An 18436-nucleotide genomic window follows, 5' to 3' on the forward strand; every position below is an offset into this window, starting at 1 on the left:
GCGATAATGTTCGATACATCGTCGCAGCATCGAGTTTCAATACTCGAGCGGCGAGTAGCTCCCGATTCTGGATAGACCTGTGGACGGACTTCCGCGGGAGAAGTTCCGCGGAATCCTCTACAGGTAGCTACTGCACCGGTGACAGCTCCGGGCGGAACTCGATCAGGGAGTCCAAGGCCGCGATGCCGACAGGCTCAGCGGTAGTCAGAGGAATCACCGCATACCGATCGGCGAACTCGTCCCGGACCTTGTCGATCTGCCCGAGTTCGGCAACCGCTCGCTGCCGGAGCAGCGGTGCGGTGGGCTCCGCTGCGGCAAGAGAGTTGTTGACCACCCACGCCCACGGCTCGATACCGGCGCGTCGCAAATCGCCCTGCAGACCGGCGGCCTCGAGCACCGGAGTGGTCTCGGCGAGCGTGACCAGCACAATCTTGGTCTGTGCCGGGTCCTGCAGCCGCATCAAAGGAGTGGTGAAGCGTCCGCCGTCGCCCATCTGCCGGGCGATCTCACGGTGATACGAGCCGGTCGCATCGAGCAACAGCAAGGTGTGACCCGTGGGGGCGGTGTCGACGACGACAAACTTGCGGCGTGATTCGTGGATGACCTTCGAAAACGCCTGGAACACCGCGACTTCTTCGGTGCAGGGGGACCGCAGATCTTCGGCGAGGGTGGCGCGGCCGGCGTCGTCGAGCCCGGCGCCCTTGGCGGCCAGCACCCGGTTGCGGTAGGCCTGACTGGCCTCATGGGGGTCGATGCGGGAGACCTCAAGATGGTCGAGTTCCCCGGCGAGAGTGTCGGTCAGGTGCGCGGCAGGGTCGGTGGTGGTCAGGTGCACGTCATGGCCACGGCGGGCCAGTGCCACCGCGATCGCGGCGGCGACGGTGGTCTTACCGACCCCGCCCTTGCCCATGCACATCACCAAACCGTGCCCGTCGGACTCGATCTCATCGACCAGATCCGCCAGGGAAGCATCGGTGACCGCCGCGACGTCCGGATCGACGCCGACGGCACTCGAGGCCGTGGTGATGTCGAACAGGGTGGCCAGAGCGTCGAGACCGACCATGTTCACCGGCTTGAGGGCGACCAGATCCGTGGGCAGCGCCGCGATCGCGGCGGGAACCGCGGCGAGCGCCGCCTGTTCGCGGTGATGCACGGCGGTGGCCAGCTGATCGGTGTCGTCGACGGGGGCGGGCAGCACGCCGTTGACGACCACATGCTGTCTCGTCATGCCGATCGCGGCGAGTTCGTCGTGGGTGCGGGCGATTTCGGTCAGCGCAGAGCGGTTGGCGCGGGCGACGAGCACCAGGCGGGTGCGACCGGGATCCGACAGCGCCTCGACCGCGCCGGCGTACATGGCCTTCTGCTTGTCGAGGCCGGCGAGCGGCCCGAGGCAGGACGCGTCGCCCTTGCCGTTATCGAGGAATTCGGTCCAGTTGCCGGGCAGCTGCAGCAGCCGGATGGTGTGGCCGGTGGGGGCGGTGTCGAACAGCACGTGATCGAACCCGGCGACCCGGTCGTCGGGATCGGTGAGCAGCGAGGTGAATTCGTCGAACGAGGCCACTTCGGTGGTGCACGAGCCGGACAACTGTTCGGTGATCGACGCGATCTCCGCGTCGGGCAGCAATCCGCGGACCGGGCCGACGATGCGTTCACGGTAGGCGGCGGCGGCCTGTTCGGGATCGATCTCGAGCGCCGACAACCCCGGCACCGCGGGGATCTCGGTGATCGTGTTGCCGATGCTCAGACCGAAGACCTGCCCGACGTTCGACGCGGGGTCGGTCGAGACCAGCAGCACCCTCTTGCCGGCTCGGGCCAGGCGCAGCGCCGACGCGCACGCGATGGAGGTCTTGCCGACCCCGCCTTTGCCGGTGAAGAACACGAACCTGGGTGGGTCGGTCAGGAACGTCGGGTCGGTGGCAGTCATGGCAGCAGATACTCCTCGTCGGACGGATCGGCGTACAGGTGTGTGAACCTACGAGGTCAGCAGCAGGTGGAATTGTCTGGTGTGCAGCATGATTCGCCGTTATCGGCGAGCCCGAGCATGGCTACACCGGACGGTGCTGCGGCGGGAACATCGAGTCCGGCCCACGTGGCGAGCTCGGCGCGGGTCGGGTAACGCCCGGTGGCGACGGTGACGTCGTCGACGAGTACGAGCGGAAGACCGTCCGATCCGGCAAGTTCGAGGAACTTCTTGACGGTGTCGTTGTGCGCGAACGCGAGCGGGTCGTTGGCCAGGTTGTGGCGGGTGATGGTGGCGCCCTGCTCGGTCAGCGCGGCCATGTCGGCGGTGAAGGTGACCAGGTTCTGGTCGAGGTCCTCGCCGCACACGCCGGTGTTGCAGCACAGGGCCGGTTCGAAGACTGCGATCGTGCTCATGGTGTTCTGCTCCTGGTTGGGGTAGGTGCTCAGCGGGTCGCGTCGAGTAGCCGGGTGGCGAGTTCGTCGACGCGGGTGGCGATGTCGCCGCGGACCAGACGCATCCGCTCGATACCGTCGACGCCGCGCTCGGACGGCTCGTCGATGTCCCAGCTCTCCACCACCACGCCGGCAGGCGCGTCGAGGTGAGCCTCATCGCCGAGGGTGACCACAAGGTCGACCTCGGACAGTAATTGCGGATCGATCGGCTTGGGGTACTCACCGTCGAGGTGAGCCCCGATTTCCTTGAGGACCTGCACCGACAGTGCGTTGAGGGACGATCCGGGCGTGGTGCCGGCGGAGTGGACGACGATCCGGTCGCCTGCGGCCCGGCGCATGAGGGCAGCGGCCATCTGGGATTTGCCGCCGTTCTTCACGCATACGAACAGCATCGAAGCAGTGGGCACGAGGATGGTCCTTTCCGAGGCGCTCGGATTGACGACTGAATAGATCCACGTCAATATAGACGCATGTCGAATCAGCTGTCGAGCGAGGCCGAGCTGTGCTGCCCTCCACTCTCGCGTGAGCCCCTGACCTCCGATTGGGCCGGCGACCTGGCCCGCATGTTCAAGGCCCTCGGCGATCCGGTGCGCCTGCGCATGCTCAGCATGATCGCCAGCCACCAGGGCGGCGAGAGTTGCGTGTGCGACATCAGTCCCGCCTTCGACCTGTCCCAGCCCACCATCTCGCACCACCTCAAGGTGCTGCGCGAAGCCGGACTGCTCGACTGCGAACGCCGCGGCACCTGGGTGTACTACCGGGTGATCCCTGCCGCGCTCGAGCAGTTGTCCGCAGTGCTGGCCACCGAATCGGGGGTGCTACCCGGATCGACCTGTGCGTGCACCCCGGCCGAACCTCATCAGGAGACCGTTTCGTGACCACCACCACCGAAAACCGTTCTGTGGCAGGAAAAATGTCGACCCTCGACCGCTTCCTGGCCGTGTGGATCGGCATCTCCATGGTCGTCGGCCTGCTGCTCGGCCGGATGATCCCCGGGCTCGGCGACGCTCTGAGCGTCCTCGAGATCGACAACATCTCGCTGCCGATCGCCCTCGGTCTGCTGATCATGATGTATCCGGTGCTCGCGAAGGTGCGCTACGACCGTCTCGACACCGTCACCGGCGACCGCAAACTGCTGATCTCGTCGTTGATTCTGAACTGGGTACTCGGCCCGGCGCTGATGTTCGCCCTTGCGTGGTTGCTGCTGCCGGATCTGCCCGAGTACCGTACGGGTCTGATCATCGTCGGCCTCGCACGCTGCATTGCGATGGTCATCATCTGGAACGACCTCGCGTGCGGCGACCGCGAAGCCGCCGCGGTGCTGGTCGCGATCAACTCGGTGTTCCAGGTGATCATGTTCGCCGTCCTCGGCTGGTTCTATCTCTCGGTGCTGCCGGGATGGCTCGGACTCGAGCAGACCGCTTTCGACGTCTCCCCGTGGCAGATCGCCAAATCGGTGTTGATCTTCCTCGGCATCCCGCTCGTCGCCGGTTTCCTGACCCGGCACTTCGGTGAAAAGGCCAAGGGCCGTGACTGGTACGAAGACACATTCCTGCCGAAGATCGGACCGTGGGCGCTGTACGGGTTGCTGTTCACGATCGTGCTCCTGTTCGCGCTCCAGGGCGAGCAGATCACGTCGCAGCCGTGGGACGTCGTGCGGATCGCGTTGCCGCTGCTCGCCTATTTCGTCCTCATGTGGGGCGGTGGGTTCCTGTTCGGCGCCGCGATCGGTCTGGGTTACGAGCGCACGACCACCTTGGCGTTCACCGCTGCGGGCAACAACTTCGAACTCGCTATTGCCGTGGCGATCGGCACCTTCGGTGTCACCTCGGGTCAAGCTCTGGCCGGTGTCGTCGGTCCGCTGATCGAAGTGCCGATCCTCGTCGCCCTCATCTATGTCTCGTTGGCGCTGCGCAAGCGTTTCAAGAGTTCAAATACCCCTGCTGTGCAGTAAAAGTCGATACGCCAGGAGGCGACCGATGTCTTCACACCCCGCACAACCGGAACTGCTCATGCCTCAGGCGGTGCTGCAGCGTTCCGCCGAGCACCTCGCCGACAAGTACGCCGGGGTGTTCTCCCCGCAGACCGTGGAACGGATGGTGTTCGAGTCGTACGCTGCGCTGCGCCGCACCGCCAAGATCCACACGCACCTGACCGCCCTGGCCACCCGGTTCGCCGGCGAACGCCTCACCGCGCTGGCACAAGCCGACGGTGCGATCACCAAGGACGTACCGGAGGTGCTGTTCGTGTGCGTGCGCAACAGCGGCCGCTCCCAGATGGCGGCGGCGTTGCTCGCCCACCACGGCGTCGGACGCGTGCATGTGCGCTCCGCCGGATCGGCGCCCGCATCGTCGATCCATCCCGTTGTCGTCGAGGCGATGGCCGAGATCGGGCTCGATCTCGGCGCCGAATACCCCAAACCGCTCACTGATGATGTGGTGGCGGCCGCGGACGTGGTGGTCACCATGGGCTGCGGTGACGCCTGCGCGGTGTATCCGGGCAAGCGCTACCTCGATTGGTCGCTGCTCGACCCGGAAGACGAGTCGCTCGAGGCGGTGCGCGGCATCCGCGACGACATCGATGCCCGGGTCCGTGTCCTGCTGACCGAGCTCGGCGCTGTCTCTGTCTGATCTTGTCTCTGCCTGACCTTCCTCTACGAAAGGACGTTCCACTTCATGACCACCCACTCCGCCACCGATCGCACGCCGTCGGTGCTGTTCGTGTGCGTGCACAACGCCGGCCGTTCCCAGATGGCCGCCGGGTTCCTCACCGCCCTGGCCGGGGATCGGATCGAGGTCCGCTCCGCCGGCTCCGCTCCGGCCGCGCAGGTCAACCCCGCTGCGGTCGAGGCGATGGCCGAGGTGGGGATCGATATCTCCACGCAGAATCCGAAGATCCTCACCGTCGACGCAGTGCAGGCCTCCGATGTGGTGATCACCATGGGGTGCGGCGACACCTGCCCGGCATTCCCGGGCAAGTCCTACCGGGACTGGGTGCTCGAGGACCCGGCCGGGCAAGGGGTCGAGGCGGTGCGGCCGATCCGCGACGAGATCAAGGCCCAGGTCGAGGCGCTGATCGCCGAGCTCGTTCCAAACGTCGCCCGCGCATCAGCGTCCCCGCACTGTCGATGACCTGATCATCGACAGTGCGAGCGATGCCTCACGGCAGAGATGCTGTCGGTGTGTCGGGAACCATGCGTGGCACGAGCCGGACGTAGAGGACCATGCCGACGAGCTCGACCAGGGTTTGCGTGACGACGATGACGGGGGTCAGGGCATAGCCGGCCGGTAAGGCGAGCGCGAGCGGAAGTACCACGAGCGAATTGCGGGTGGCACCACTGAAGATCAACGCACGTGAGCGGCCGACGTCGAACCGGAACACTCGTGCCGCGATGAATCCGAGTCCGGCCATGAGAATCAAGAAGGCGGCGTAGACGGGGATGACCGTGCCGACGTGGTGGAGTTCGTCGCGAATTTTCGGGATCTGACCAGCCACGACGACGAACAGGGTTCCGGCCATCAGTGGAACCATCGCCGCGGTGAACGCGGTGGTGAGCACGACACCGACACGGCGCCGTGCAGCCAGGGCCTGCGTGACCCACGCCAGGGCGAGCGGTGCGACGATCAGGATGAGAAACGCCTCGAGGAACGGTGCGACGTCGACGATATCGGTGAGCTCTGATCCCATGAACAGCCACAACAGCAGCGGCAGTGCCGCCATCTGGGCGAACATCAGCAGCGGTGAGGCGGCAAGCAGTCGCCTGCTGTCACCTCCGGCGAGACCGGAGAACACGATGACGTAGTCGATGCAGGGCGTGAGCAGGGTCAGCAGGATGCCCAGCAGCACGGCCTGCGGGAATGTCACCACCAACGTCAGGGCGGCGACGACGAGCGGGACGACGACGAAATTGAGAACCAGGGCCGCGGTGAGGAACCGGCGGTCGCGGACGGCCTCGGCCAGTGTGGTGAACGGCACCTGCAGGAAGGTGGCGTAGAGCAGTGCCCCGAGCAGCGGGTAGATGCTCGCTTCGAACACCGACGAGGAATCCGGCAGGGTCAGTCCCACGACGGCGCCGGTCACCAGGGCACCGAGGTAGACGAGGATCTGGTGGCGTTCGAGCCACTGGGTCGCGGACATGCGCTGGTAGAGGCCTTTCGAGGCGGGTCGAGCGAGGCAGCAGTGGGGACCGGCTGTGAAAGCCAGGGATGTGGGACCGGTGGTCAGCGAGCAGGTGGGGCGCTCGTGCCGTCGCCGAACAACGCGCGCACCATTTCTGCAGCCGCTGCCGGTGCCCCCACGTCGAGGATCACTTCGGTACCGCGCAGATGCAGGTCGAATTCGTAGAACGGGCAGCAGTGCTGCTCGGCGGCGGCGAGTTCGGCGAGTGCACCGACTCGGTCGATGGGCAGGCGCAGTCGCACATCCGCCGGACCGGGTTCGCGGACAACGTCGACGAGTACCTGCTGCCACCGGTGCACACGTTCCCCGTGGTCGGCGGCGTCGAGGGAGCAGGCAATCGGCGGGTCGGCCGGCACGGTGATCGCCGCGCCAGGCGCAGCGAAAGGAGGGTCGACGACCTGGGTGCGGGGCTGCGGCGCAAGGAATCCGCAGCCGGCATCGCACGGCTCGGCGCGATCAGGCAGGTCGTCGAGCTGGGCAAGAGCATGCCGAAGCGTGTCGGTGAAGGCGGCGAGTTCCGCGGTCCGGGTGGCGGCCTCGTCCAGGCGAGCGGCCATCTTCGGGCGTAGCTGCGCACGGACCTCGGCGCAGGGATCGTGCTCCCACACCGCCAGTAGTTCGCGGATCTCACCCAAGGGGAGTCCCACGTGCTTGGCCGCCTGGATGAACGCAACGCGGTCGACATCCCGATCTCCGTAGACGCGATATCCACTGTCGGTGCGCCCCGCCGGGACCAGTCCTGCGGATTCGTAGAACCGCAAGGTGGTGGCCGGGACACCGGTGTGTTCGGCGAACTGGGAGATCAGCATCGTGCTCACTCCTCGACGGTAAACCTTCGAGTCGACTCGAAGGTCAAGCCCGACACCGGCTCAGCCCTGCCGACCTTCGACCCGGCGGAGCACGTCGATCAGCTCCGCGGTGCTCGGGGCGCCGCCGGGTCCGTCGGCGGTGCGGTAGACGCGGCAGGTCAACCCGACACCCTCGGTGGGACCGAACGGGTCGATCCCGTCGATGCGGATCGTCGGGGAGCCCGCGAAGGCGGCGCGCTCAGCAGCCTCCGGGGTCTCGATACGGCGCAGCCGGATCGGGGTGCCGGCGTTGCCGGTTGCGGCCAGGGCCTCGGCGAGGCGGTCGCGGGCGAGCTGCCAGTTCGGGCAGCCGTCGAAGTACAGCAGTTCGATATCCATGGCGGTCGGTCCCGTTCGTCAGTGGTTGTCAGCGGCGGGAACGGACTCGGAGCGGCGTTCGAGCAGTACCGTATCGCGCCACACCCCGTGCAGCCGGCCGATGCGCTCGCGCACCCCGACGGTGCGGAAACCCGCCGAATGGTGCAGCGCGAGACTGGCGCGGTTCTCCGGGAAGATCGAGGTCTGCAGAGTCCACAATCCGGCCTCATCGGCGGCGATGACCTGGGTGCGCAGCAGCGCCTTGCCGACCCCACGCCCGCGCATGCCGTCGCCGACATAGACCGAGTTCTCCGCCACCCCCCGGTAGCACTCGCGCCCAGAGGTCGGGCTCAGCGCCGCCCAGCCGACCACCTGTCCGTCGATCTCCGCGACCCAACGATGCTCCGGCAGCCACTGGTCCTCGAGGACCTCGCGAGGGGGAACCTCGGTGGTGAACGTTGCGGTACCGGTGGCGATGCCCTCTCCGTAGATGCGGCGCACCGCCTCCCAATCGCGGTCGGCGAGCGGGCGCACGCTCACGTCGGCCGGGACGTCCTCGGGGCAGCACGGCCGTGCGGTGAGCACACCCATGACCGCGTCGGCGGCACTGGGTAGGTCGCTGCAGCAACTCGGGTTGACCATCACCACGGTGCTGGTGCCGTGTTTGCCGGTGGTGACGAAGCCGACGTCGGCGAGCTTGCGGACGTGATGGGAGACGGTGGGCTGGCCGATCCCGAGGATCTCGGCGAGTTCCCCGACGGTGATGCCGGCCGGGCGGGCGGCGACGTGGTGCAGCAGCCGCACCCGGGTGGGCTCGGCCAGGCAGGCGAACCACCCGGCGTAGGTGGCCGCGTCCTCGGGGCTCAGGGCGTCGATGTCCACCTCCGCGCCGGGGATGGCCGTGGACGGCAGGCCGAGTGATGTCATTCCCCCACTATATCGATCTGGATCGATGGTTGCATTCATCGATGCCGATCGATACTCTGACAACAGCTTAGATCGATATCCATCGATGAAAGGATCTGTCATGAGCGAGTTGCCCGTCGTCGTGGTGGGAGCCGGACCGACCGGCCTGGCCGCCGCCGCCCACCTGCGTGAACGCGGCCTCGAGCCGCTCGTCCTCGAGCGGGGTACCAGCGCTGGAGCCGCCATCACGCAGTGGCACAGCGTCCGCACCTTCTCCCGCTGGGCCGAACTGATCGACCCTGCCGCCCGCCGCCTCCTCGAGGCCACCGGCTGGAGCGCCCCCGACGACGACGCGTACCCCACCGGCCAAGGCTGGGCGGCGCAGTATCTGACCCCGCTTGCCACCACCCTCGGCGACGCGGTCCGCCTCGACCACGAGGTCATCGGCGTCGCCCGTCGCGGCCGCGACCGGATCGTCGACGCCGGCCGCGACACCGAACCGCTGTCGGTGCACCTGCGCCACCGCGACGGCACCGAAACCCGCCTGCTGGCTCGCGCCGTGATCGATGCCTCCGGCACCTGGGGCACCCCCAACCCCCTCGGCGGTGAAGGCCTGCCCGCACTGGGCGAGCGCGCCGCCGCCGAGAAGATCACCTATCGCGTCCCCGACCTCGGCGAAGACACGGTGCGCGCCCGCTACACCGGACGGCACACCGTCATCGCCGGCAGCGGCCATTCGGCCCTCAACGCGATCGTGGCGCTGGCCGAACTCGCCCGCACCGCACCCGGCACCCGCCTGACCTGGGTGCTGCGCCGCGGCGACGTCGGTACCACCTTCGGCGGCGGCCAGGACGATCAGCTGCCCGCCCGCGGCGCCCTCGGACTGCGCGCGAAGAAGGCCGTCGACGCCGGACTCCTCGAGGTCGTCACCGGCTTCCGCACCGCCGCCGTCGACCCCACCACCGACGGTCAGCTCACGCTGATCTCCGACACCGGCGCCCGCATCGACGCCGTCGACGAGGTCATCGCCTCCACCGGATTCCGCCCCGACCTGTCGTGGCTCTCAGAAATCCGCCTCGACCTCGACCCGGTCCTGCAGGCCCCGACCGCCCTGGCCCCGCTGATCGACCCGAACGTGCACTCCTGCGGCACCGTCTATCCGCACGGAGTCGCCGAGCTCTCCCACCCCGAACCCGGCTTCTACGTCGTCGGCATGAAGAGCTACGGCCGGGCCCCGACGTTCCTGGCAATGACCGGATACGAGCAGGTCCGCAGCATCGCCGCCGCCCTGGCCGGCGACCACGACGCCGCGGCCCGGGTCGAGCTGACCCTGCCCGACACCGGGGTGTGCGGCGGCGCCGGAGTGTTCGATGACCCCACCGCCGACACCGACACCGAAGCAGGCGGGTGCTGCGGCACCCCCGAGCCGCAGCTGGTCACCCTTGGCGCCCGCACCGACGGATAACACCCGGTGACCGACACACCGACCCTCCGCTCGCAGACCACTGCTCTCACCGGCAGCGGTCTGCGGCGGGTGCTGACGGTGCTGTGCCTGACCGAGATCACCAGCTGGGGCATCCTGTACTACGCGTTCCCGGTCCTGTCGGTCTCGATCTCTACCGATACCGGCTGGTCGCCCACGTCGATCACCGCGGCGTTCTCGCTCGGTCAGCTCGCCACCGCCGCGGCCGGTATCCCGGTCGGGCGCATCCTCGACCGGGTCGGACCGCGCGCGATCATGACCGCCGGCTCGGTCCTCGCGGTCCCCGCGCTGGTCCTGATCGCGCTCGCCCCCACGCTGCCGGTGTTCTACGCCGGGTGGCTGCTGGCCGGCACCGCGATGGGCGCGGTGCTCTACCCACCCGCGTTCGCCGCCCTGACCCGTTGGTACGGCGACCGCTCCGTCCAGGCTCTGATGATCCTGACCCTGGCCGCGGGGTTGGCCAGCACCGTCTTCGCACCGTTGACCTCGATGATCGATCAGCATTCGGACTGGCGCACCACCTACCTGATTCTCGCGGTGATCCTGGCCGCGATCACGATCCCCGGGCACTGGTGGGGTCTGCGCGGATCCTGGCCCGCCGTGGTCCTACCGGTGGACGGCGCCGCGCAGCTCGGGCACCGCGAGATCGCCCGCAGTCCCGCGTTCCTCGCGCTGGTGACCGCGTTGGCTCTCGGCGCGTTCACCGCCTTCGCCGGGGTGTTCAACCTGGTGCCGTTGCTGCTCGAACAGGGCTTCTCCCCATACGTGGCGGCGTTGACGCTCGGACTCGGCGGCGCCGGACAGGTCCTTGGCCGCCTCGGCTACCTGACCCTGATCGCCCGCACCAGCGTCCGCGCCCGCATCGTGGTGATCCTCGCCGGGACCGCGGCGACCACCGCGCTGCTCGGCATGGTCACCACCGCCACCGCGGTGATCGCGGCGGCAATCGGCGCGGGACTGGTGCGTGGATTGTTCACCCTGATCCAGGCCACCGCCATCACCGACCGGTGGGGATCGGCCCATTACGGCCGTCTCGGCGGGCTGATGTCCGCCCCCATCGTCGTGGTCATGGCGCTGGCGCCGTGGGCGGGAACCGTGCTGGCGACGGCCACCGGCAGTTACGCCACCGCCTACCTCGTCCTCGCCGTCGTCGCCGCGCTCGCCGCCGTCATCGCGGTCGCGTCCGTGCCGCGCCTGCTCGCCCGTGTCTCCTCTACCGAAGGAACCTCATGACCGACTATGACGCCGTCGTCATCGGCGGTGGCCAGTCCGGCCTCGCCGCCGCCCACGCCCTCTCCACCCGCGGCCTGCGCACCGGACTGCTCGAAGCCGGCGACGAACCCGTCGGGGCCTGGCCGCACTACTACGACAGCCTCACCCTGTTCTCGCCGGCGAAATACAGCGCCCTACCGGGCCTGGCGTTTCCCGGCGACCCGCAGCGCTATCCGCGGCGCGACGAGGTGATCGACTACCTGCGCCGCTGCGCCGCCGGGCTCGACGTCGACATCGTGACCGGCTCCCGCGTCGAGACCGTCACCTGCGACACGGGCGTCTACACCGCCCACACCACCACCGGGAGCAGTGTCACCGCGCCGATCCTGATGGCGGCCACCGGCTACTTCGGATCCCCGAACACCCCGCCGCTGCCGGGTCTGGACACGTTCGGCGGCACCGTGCTGCACACGAGCGACTACCGCGGCCCCGCTGCGCTGGCCGGGCAGAACATCATCGTGGTCGGTGCCGGTAACTCGGCGGTGCAGATCGCCACCGAACTCGCAGAGGTCGCTATTGTCACCCTGGCCAGCCGTCGCCCGCCGAAGTTCATGCCGCAGCGGCCTTTCGGCCGTGATGTGCACTTCTGGCTGACGGTCACCGGGTTCGATCGTGCTCCTCTCGGGCCGCTGCTGCGCACCCCGCCGACCCAGCAGGTGCTCGACACCGGCCGTTACCGCCGCGCCCTTGCCAGCGACAACCCGCAGCCGCGGCCGCTGTTCACCGGTCTCGACGGCGACCGTGTCACCTGGCCCGACGGCGCCACCACCACTGCCGACACTCTCGTGCTGGGCACCGGCTATCGCCCGCACCTGCCGTATCTGACCGGCCTCGGCGCTCTCGACGGCAGCGACCGGCCTCTCCACCGGCAGGGCGTCTCGACCACCCACGCCGGTCTCGGGTATGTCGGTCTCGAATGGCAACGTAGCCTGTCGTCGGCGTCGCTGCGGGGTGTCGGCCGCGACGCCGATCGGGTCGCCGGCCGTGTGGTCGCTGCCGCTCGGGCCCGCCGCGCACTGCCGATCGGTCCCTGACTAGCGCTGCGTCCACACGTGGCCGGGCAATGGTGACATCGTGGAAGGCACCCCGCTCGCCCCCTCTGGGGGCGGGTTTACCTTTTTCTCGTGCGTTCCGTCGCAGGGCCGGGGCAGTGGGCGGCGTGTCTGCCGTCCACTGACGGCATCCGCCGTTTACCATCTACCCAATGAGAACCCGCGTCGTCGAACGGGTTCCGCCCGACACGACCGCGGGAGCGGCGCTGATGGACATGGACGGACAGTTACATCAACTGGCGTGGCAACTCCAGCACAACGGACACGACTGGAGTGAGATCGCTGCTGAACTCGGCTGCGACGAGACTGTCGCCCGAGCCATGGCCGACCGGTACCTCGCCGACTCCGAGTCTCGAGCACAGAAGGACCAGTTCTCGCTGTTCGATCTCTGAGTGGCGTACGTCATTCCGAGATTTCTGCTGCTACACCAGCCGTCCGGTGCTCCGCGACACGACAATCCACAAACCCACTGCAGGGCAGAAGTTCCCGAAGTGCGTCTCGAGCGTCGATATTGCACGGTGAAGCCCACCAGGTGGTGCGAAATCATGGTTGCGACGCCCGGGCTGCGCTGGGCTGATCCGCCCGGTACCAGTCCCGGCCGATCTCGCCGAACTGGGCACAGGATACACAACAACTGACGCCGTACAAGCCTCTGACCAGCGCACACCGGAGTAGAGGGTAGATAACGAACGGGCACCGACTGGGGCCACACCGGGTGGTCGTGGGATGGACACCGTGCACCTGCGCGACGGCACTGCGCCCCTCCGGGCCACCGGACACCGCACCTACCTGTGCAGCGTCTGCGATGCGGAGATCCTCATTCCACCCCATACGGGGCCACCGTTCTCCGGGGTGCAGTGGCCACCGCGACAGACACAGGAACAGCCGCGGCCGGCTCTTCAGGTAAGTGAGCCGGCCGGATCGCAGACGCGGTGACCCGGCAGGACCCAGAAAATTAGCTTCGCTGAAATTATAGTGTGAACTGGGAAAACGGCACGTCCCGTTCTGTCGTGTCGATCGGAGAAGCACCACCACGAAGCCCGGCGACCAGAGGAAGGTCAGCGCACGCGGCACGTTCGTGTTCACCGTCAAAGACATCGATGAGGACACCGGCCTGGCCATGATCGAGGTCAACGCCGACAGCCCGCTCACGTACCCGCGGCCGGCGCGTCTGACCGATCTCGTGCCCGTCGAGGACTGACTGCGAGAGCTCTTCCTCCTGCCGGTCGCTTCCGCTTCACCTGTTTGGTACCGATACGCGTTTCCGCTACGGTGACCGCTGCAATCACCCGAGTTCCCCGACAGGTGAGTGATTCCCTGACGGGTCGAAGGATGGTCCCCGGCGCCCCCCGCCGGGGACCATCACCTTTTCTGCTGCTGGGCTGCGTGCAGCGGACGACACCATGGCTACTCTCGGCGCGTGGAGGACAGGACGCGAGCTATCGGCGATGCCGCCGATGCGATGACCGACGAGGAGCTCGAAACCGCGATCGCGGCACTGCACGCCCGTGAGCGGGAACTTCTCGTCGCCGGGGACAAGCGAAGCGGCGTTCGATCTGATGGGGGACGAAGTTCGTGCTGCTCTCCACGCTAGAGGTCGGCGGAGGTAGCCGACTTTCGTACGCATTCTGTTTTTCTTGCTTTTCTGTCTGCTGCGGTATTCGTATAGCGGTCTGCGGAGCAGATTCGTACAGGGCCACTGCGCGCCGACATATCCCTCTCGGTGGCCGTTCAGGGTTCAGCGCGGCGCAGCCGCTTTCGATCATGAGCTCACGCGGGCCACCCGGGCGCGGTAGTCGTGACCGGCGGCGCGCAGTGCGGCGGCGAGTTCCGTTCGCGTGACTCGCTGTGCCATCAGCTCTGTGGCGTTGCTGTCGGTGATCGGGTGGGGGTGCGGACGACGGCGGCGTAGCGGATGCGTTCTTCGAGCTCGTCCGGTTCGTGGGCCGGCTGGTTATCGAGGTATGAGCTGGTGATGACCTCGATGGGGGCCGTGCTCCTGGGCGATCTGGCGGGCGCTGGCGGTGAATGCGGAGATATAGGCGGCGCGGTCGCTGTCTTCGAGTTCGTCGACGGCGAGCTGTTCGTCGGCCAGGGCATCCGACTCGCCGCTCTCGTCATCCACCTCGAGCATGCGCCCGTTGATCTCGTCGAATGCCTCTTGTGCAAGATCGACCAACCCGAAGCGGTCCCATTCTTCGTCGATGTCGAGCGGGACGCGCACCGGCTCGGTACGTCGCGCAGGAAGATCCTCTTCCGCTGCGGCACCGGTGATGAGCCGGTGGATCAGGTCGGCCTCCCACGAGGTTGGCCTGCCGCGGAGCAATCCTTCGACCGATCCCATGTTGGCGGCGACAACGACCAGAATGTCGGCGAGGGTATCGGCGAAGTCGACCTGTGAGCCGTCGCTGCGGGCGCTTCGGGCGATGGCGGTCAGAGCGTCTATGGCGGCCGCTTTGGTCTGCGGGTCGATTCCGGTGATCGAGGGCCGCCGCTTCCCAGCACGGGCCGGCGGTGCGGTGGGGGTGCTGGTGGCGCTTTCGGAGACGGCCCGAAGTGCGTCGGGAAAGGTGGTGCCGGGGTGCGCGGCTTGGTACGCGCGGGCGGCCTTCTTGCGGGCAGAGTTCTTCGTCATGGCGTCTTCCGTTCACAGCATGCGTGATGGCTGCCCGCATCGGTCATCACTGGTGGACGACGGTAGGCGCAGATGGTTGCAGATCCGGGGGACCTTGCCCTCGCAATGCTGGCCGTGGTGATGCGGGCACCAATGGCAGCGTCGGGGTCAGCCGTGCAACGCGGCTCTACGCCAGTAATAACACGGCTGCCCGACACCTTCGCCCCTCGTCGGTCCTATAGCTGCGGCCCGAGGTGCAGATCGGGTGTGGATGGTTGGTGTTCATGTATGGCCGGAGGTCGGCTGTTCGGTTGTGGTGGTGTGTGGTGGACCTGCGGTGGTCCGTGGAGGGCCTTCACTGTTGAGAGCGAACTCTGCTCCTCCCCTACCTCGTCGGCATGCGTGAGATTCCGGTGCGGCTCGCCGTCGGCGGGATTCGGTTTCGCTGCCTCTGGGGCATCGTCGGTCCTGGTCGACGTGGCGTGACGGGGTTCCTCGGCCACCGGGATTGCGGTGGTCAGCGGCTCGTAGGTCTCGTTGCGTTCCGGGGAATTCTCCAGCAGGGCGTAGCTGCGGTGGGCCAGCACATCCCAGTGCTTCTCGTACCGTTGCGCGGCGTCGACCGTGCCGAGGTCCGGGGCGGCGGCGGGGAGCTCGGTGGTGATGGCACGGGCGAGTTCGGCGGCGAAGGCTTCCCGGCCGGCAACTCGCATAGCGTCCTCGAGGGCCGGGTCCGGTTCGATGCCTTCGGGGGGATCATCGTGGTAGTTCGCTGCGTGGGTGGCGGCACGGAGCGCTTCGGGGTCGATGGTGCGCCAGTCGATCGTGCGGTCGGGGCGGTCGTGGACGAGCTGGTCGGTCATGAGTACGACGGCGACCGACTGGACGCCTTCGGTTTCCTCCTGGATGGCGGCAATGTGGCGTCCGAGCTGGTGGGGGTCGGTGAGAGTGTTCTCGTCCGGGGCGGCGATCACCGGGCTGGTGTAGGCGGAGGTGTCGCTGACGATCGGCATGAAGTCGGTGTGCAGCTCACGGTGGATGACACTTGCGTGTAGTTCGCTGCCGTCCCCGGTGATTTCGCGGTGGGCGAGGTAGTCGGCGGTCCGCAGTGCCAACTCCCAGGTGATGAAGCGGCGCAGCCGGGCGGGGTCGCGCTCGTCGAAGGCATTGACCGGGGCTCCGGTGTCGTAGCGCATGGTGTTCTTGCCTGCTGCCGGGTCGAACAGGTCCTTGTAGCGGTGGTTCGGCTCGGGGAGTGCTGCGGCAGCGCGTTCGGCCGCGAGGGTGGAGGTGCCCTCGAGGATCCGGCGTACGGCGGCATCGTGTTCGGGACCGTAGTCGGTGCGTTCGGCCAGGTTCAGGCCGATGCGGACCAGGGCGTGAGCGTTGTCGAGTTCGGCTCCGCTCAAGGATCGCTCGCGGGGGATCTCCCGGAAGGTCTGGAAGGCCGTGTAGGGGCCGCTGCGATCACGGTCGTAGTCGCGCAGCATTGTCATATGGGTGGTCAAAGACAGCACTGGTCGACCTGGGGTGGGCTGGGCAGGGACGTATCCGGTGTTCGGTACGACCGCCGGGGCGAGAACGTCGGCGAGCAGTCTGGGATCTCCGGTCTCGGCGGTGATGTAGCGGGCCGCCGATAGGGCAGCGAGGTCGACACGTGCGGTGTCGATCTGCCATCCGGCCCGGTCTGCGATGCGGCGGAACAGCTCGTACTGCGTCCGAGAGTTCCCGTCCGGGAAGGGATGAATCTCCGTCAAGCGTGACCAGTAATCGGCCAGACGGGTGACGAAGGTGTGGTGGTCGAGTCCGGTCAGGTTGTTCTCGGCGGCGAGATCGGCGAACAGTTCGTCGACGTCGGCGGTGGTGTCCTCGGGGCTCGAGTGGGCGATCGGCAGATTGCCCTGGGTGGTGGGCACCGTTTTGTACTGGCCGGCCCAGGCGTACAGGCCGTCGAAGGATCGCCGGTGTATCTCGCGTAGGAACTCTCCGGTGAAGGTGCTCGGCGAGGGAACGTCCGCGAATTCGTACATCGCCTGCGTGAACAGGCGTTTTTCGATTCTGTCGAGTGTTGGGGTGTCGGTGATGCCGAGAAGGTTCACTCGCGTGTCGGTTCCGGGGATGTAGCCCTCGATCGGGAGCGACGAGGCGGTCATTTCTCGGGGCGCTCCCCGCGTCGGAACTCGTTGAGGATGTCCTCGCGGGTGAGTCCGGCCTCGATCTGCTCGATGATGTCTCGGGGATCTTCGCCGCCGAGGTCGCCCGCCATCGCGCAAGCGGCGCGGATGTGCTGTGCGATGGTCTCGCGTGTCACCTCCTCGCCGAAGGGGGCGAGTCGTTCACGTAGGGACGGGTTTTCGGTCGTGTCGTCGTCCATGTCGGTCATGGTCTCCCCTGTTGGTGTGGTGTGGTTCGGACGTGGGGCGGGATCGGCCGCGGATCCCCTCCCCCACTGGTGTTCACGTTGTGGCTCCGACAGTAGGCGCACTCCCGAGTCGGGCGCGTACACGCTCGAGGCGTCGGGCGGCGGCGCGCTGGACACGGCCGATGGCGACCATGTGGTCGAACAGGTCGGCTTCGGGCAGGGTTTCGGCGGCTTCGGTGATGGCGGCTCCGGCGGTGCGAAAGCTGCGGCGGTAGGCGGCGCTGATGACGGCATGGGCGTAGTAGGGCGCGGCGGTGGGATCGGCGCCGGCGGTGGTGGCGGTGGTCAGGGCGTAGGCGAGTCGGCGGCCGTGGTGACCGGCGAGCCGACCGTGGCGCTCGAGGTGGGCCAGGACCATTGCGGGGTCGTGGGGCTGGCCGGTGTTCATCAGTGCGGCGATGGCGTCGAACAGTTCGGCGTGGAGTGGCTGGTGGAAGTCGTCGGTGGTGAGCAGGTCCACGATGTCGGCGGCTGCGGCGCGGGTGGCGAACAGCAGCGCGCACAGCAGCAGGGTTTCGGTGTCGGCGTCTGGGGGCGCGAACTCGTCGGCGCTGAGGTAGCGGTCGAGATCGGTCTGGTCGGTGACGGTCATGTGCTGATCCGTTCGTCGAGGGCGTCGGCGATGTCGAGCACGGGAGTCGGGTCGGGGTGGCCGATTGCCGAGTGGCCGATGGCGGCGCGAGCGATGACGCTTCCGTCGATGGTGATGGTGACTGCGCTACCGGCGGGCGCACCGTAGGCGAGCGCGAGCGTGCGCGCTGCTTCGGCGGCGTCGGAGGCGGCGGCCGCGTGGGTGAAGGTGCAGCCAGAATCGGAGCGCGCAACGGTGGGCGCGGTCAGCGTGACGGTCCAGACGATCATTGCGGCGCTCCTTCGGCTTGACGAGGTTTCCCCAGGTACTCATCCATTGTCGCTTAATTATCATGC

At 67.7% G+C, this 18436-nt stretch carries 21 protein-coding genes; 9 read left to right on the plus strand and 12 right to left on the minus strand.

All coding sequences use genetic code 11. The features are described 5' to 3' along the window. Window positions 1-127: 127 nt before the first annotated feature. Genes arsA through C6Y44_RS26935 form a run of 3 tightly spaced genes read right to left on the minus strand, consistent with a single transcriptional unit; the run spans window position 128 to window position 2807 of the window. Entirely contained in the window at window positions 128-1924 is a 1797-nt protein-coding gene (gene arsA, locus C6Y44_RS26925; protein WP_192379181.1) for an arsenical pump-driving ATPase, read from the minus strand. Window positions 1925-1980: 56 nt separating this feature from the next. Next, window positions 1981-2376, minus strand: coding sequence for an arsenite efflux transporter metallochaperone ArsD (gene arsD, locus C6Y44_RS26930; RefSeq protein WP_192379183.1), 396 nt, complete (start codon window positions 2374-2376; stop codon window positions 1981-1983). A gap of 29 nt (window positions 2377-2405) precedes the next feature. After that, the gene (locus C6Y44_RS26935) at window positions 2406-2807 is read right to left on the minus strand and encodes an arsenate-mycothiol transferase ArsC (protein ID WP_259444285.1); all 402 of its coding nucleotides are present in this window, start codon (window positions 2805-2807) and stop codon (window positions 2406-2408) included. A gap of 78 nt (window positions 2808-2885) precedes the next feature. On the opposite strand from C6Y44_RS26935, the gene C6Y44_RS26940 reads away from it, so the two are divergent. Genes C6Y44_RS26940 through C6Y44_RS26955 form a run of 4 tightly spaced genes read left to right on the plus strand, consistent with a single transcriptional unit; the run spans window position 2886 to window position 5546 of the window. Further along, the gene (locus tag C6Y44_RS26940; protein ID WP_039586132.1) at window positions 2886-3293 is read left to right on the plus strand and encodes an ArsR/SmtB family transcription factor; all 408 of its coding nucleotides are present in this window, start codon (window positions 2886-2888) and stop codon (window positions 3291-3293) included. A gap of 35 nt (window positions 3294-3328) precedes the next feature. Next, entirely contained in the window at window positions 3329-4369 is a 1041-nt protein-coding gene (gene arsB, locus C6Y44_RS26945) for an ACR3 family arsenite efflux transporter (RefSeq protein WP_175428147.1), read from the plus strand. Window positions 4370-4394: 25 nt separating this feature from the next. Beyond that, the gene (locus C6Y44_RS26950; protein ID WP_006554200.1) at window positions 4395-5045 is read left to right on the plus strand and encodes an arsenate reductase ArsC; all 651 of its coding nucleotides are present in this window, start codon (window positions 4395-4397) and stop codon (window positions 5043-5045) included. Window positions 5046-5090: 45 nt separating this feature from the next. Then, a complete protein-coding gene (locus tag C6Y44_RS26955; RefSeq protein ID WP_033098575.1) occupies window positions 5091-5546 on the plus strand; it encodes an arsenate reductase ArsC in 456 nt (151 codons plus the stop codon). Window positions 5547-5574: 28 nt separating this feature from the next. Here C6Y44_RS26955 and C6Y44_RS26960 read toward each other — a convergent pair whose 3' ends face one another. The 4 genes from C6Y44_RS26960 to C6Y44_RS26975 all read right to left on the minus strand — a co-directional run bounded on the left by C6Y44_RS26960 (window position 5575) and on the right by C6Y44_RS26975 (window position 8687). Then, window positions 5575-6552 carry an arsenic resistance protein gene (locus C6Y44_RS26960; RefSeq protein WP_064061720.1) on the minus strand — a complete coding sequence of 326 codons (978 nt, stop codon included), beginning with the start codon at window positions 6550-6552 and terminating at the stop codon, window positions 5575-5577. A gap of 83 nt (window positions 6553-6635) precedes the next feature. Next, on the minus strand, window positions 6636-7403 hold the full coding sequence (locus C6Y44_RS26965; protein WP_039586197.1) for a MerR family transcriptional regulator: 768 nt from the start codon (window positions 7401-7403) through the stop codon (window positions 6636-6638). Between the two features lie 60 nt (window positions 7404-7463). Further along, entirely contained in the window at window positions 7464-7781 is a 318-nt protein-coding gene (locus tag C6Y44_RS26970) for a DF family (seleno)protein (protein ID WP_006554203.1), read from the minus strand. Between the two features lie 18 nt (window positions 7782-7799). Next, window positions 7800-8687, minus strand: a complete 888-nt coding sequence (locus tag C6Y44_RS26975; protein ID WP_192379185.1) for a helix-turn-helix domain-containing GNAT family N-acetyltransferase — start codon at window positions 8685-8687, stop codon at window positions 7800-7802. A 100-nt stretch (window positions 8688-8787) separates the two neighbouring features. Here C6Y44_RS26975 and C6Y44_RS26980 point away from each other — a divergent pair, with 100 nt between their 5' ends. The 5 genes from C6Y44_RS26980 to C6Y44_RS28370 all read left to right on the plus strand — a co-directional run bounded on the left by C6Y44_RS26980 (window position 8788) and on the right by C6Y44_RS28370 (window position 13674). Next, window positions 8788-10131 carry an FAD-dependent oxidoreductase gene (locus C6Y44_RS26980; RefSeq protein WP_192379187.1) on the plus strand — a complete coding sequence of 448 codons (1344 nt, stop codon included), beginning with the start codon at window positions 8788-8790 and terminating at the stop codon, window positions 10129-10131. A 6-nt stretch (window positions 10132-10137) separates the two neighbouring features. Continuing rightward, window positions 10138-11382: an MFS transporter gene (locus tag C6Y44_RS26985; RefSeq protein WP_192379189.1), complete on the plus strand. Its 1245-nt coding sequence runs from the start codon at window positions 10138-10140 to the stop codon at window positions 11380-11382. After that, the gene (locus C6Y44_RS26990; RefSeq protein WP_192379191.1) at window positions 11379-12455 is read left to right on the plus strand and encodes a flavin-containing monooxygenase; all 1077 of its coding nucleotides are present in this window, start codon (window positions 11379-11381) and stop codon (window positions 12453-12455) included. The genes C6Y44_RS26985 and C6Y44_RS26990 overlap by 4 nt, the downstream gene beginning before the upstream one ends. Window positions 12456-12625: 170 nt before the next feature. Next, a complete protein-coding gene (locus C6Y44_RS26995; RefSeq protein ID WP_225623913.1) occupies window positions 12626-12865 on the plus strand; it encodes a hypothetical protein in 240 nt (79 codons plus the stop codon). 686 nt (window positions 12866-13551) lie between these two features. Beyond that, entirely contained in the window at window positions 13552-13674 is a 123-nt protein-coding gene (locus tag C6Y44_RS28370) for a hypothetical protein (RefSeq protein ID WP_263869929.1), read from the plus strand. Between the two features lie 753 nt (window positions 13675-14427). Here the strand turns inward: C6Y44_RS28370 and C6Y44_RS27005 are convergent. From C6Y44_RS27005 to C6Y44_RS27025, 5 genes are all read right to left on the minus strand, one after another. After that, window positions 14428-15108, minus strand: coding sequence for a hypothetical protein (locus C6Y44_RS27005; RefSeq protein ID WP_192379235.1), 681 nt, complete (start codon window positions 15106-15108; stop codon window positions 14428-14430). A gap of 215 nt (window positions 15109-15323) precedes the next feature. After that, window positions 15324-17240, minus strand: a complete 1917-nt coding sequence (locus tag C6Y44_RS27010) for a Fic/DOC family protein (RefSeq protein WP_192379193.1) — start codon at window positions 17238-17240, stop codon at window positions 15324-15326. After that, window positions 17237-17461, minus strand: coding sequence for a hypothetical protein (locus C6Y44_RS27015; protein ID WP_072815709.1), 225 nt, complete (start codon window positions 17459-17461; stop codon window positions 17237-17239). The genes C6Y44_RS27010 and C6Y44_RS27015 overlap by 4 nt, the downstream gene beginning before the upstream one ends. Before the next feature lie 82 nt (window positions 17462-17543). Next, on the minus strand, window positions 17544-18101 hold the full coding sequence (locus C6Y44_RS27020; RefSeq protein WP_192379195.1) for a DnaB-like helicase N-terminal domain-containing protein: 558 nt from the start codon (window positions 18099-18101) through the stop codon (window positions 17544-17546). Further along, on the minus strand, window positions 18098-18370 hold the full coding sequence (locus C6Y44_RS27025; RefSeq protein ID WP_192379197.1) for a hypothetical protein: 273 nt from the start codon (window positions 18368-18370) through the stop codon (window positions 18098-18100). The genes C6Y44_RS27020 and C6Y44_RS27025 overlap by 4 nt, the downstream gene beginning before the upstream one ends. Window positions 18371-18436: the final 66 nt, after the last annotated feature.

Origin of the sequence: Rhodococcus rhodochrous, from assembly GCF_014854695.1 — a bacterium.
Taxonomy (GTDB): domain Bacteria; phylum Actinomycetota; class Actinomycetes; order Mycobacteriales; family Mycobacteriaceae; genus Rhodococcus.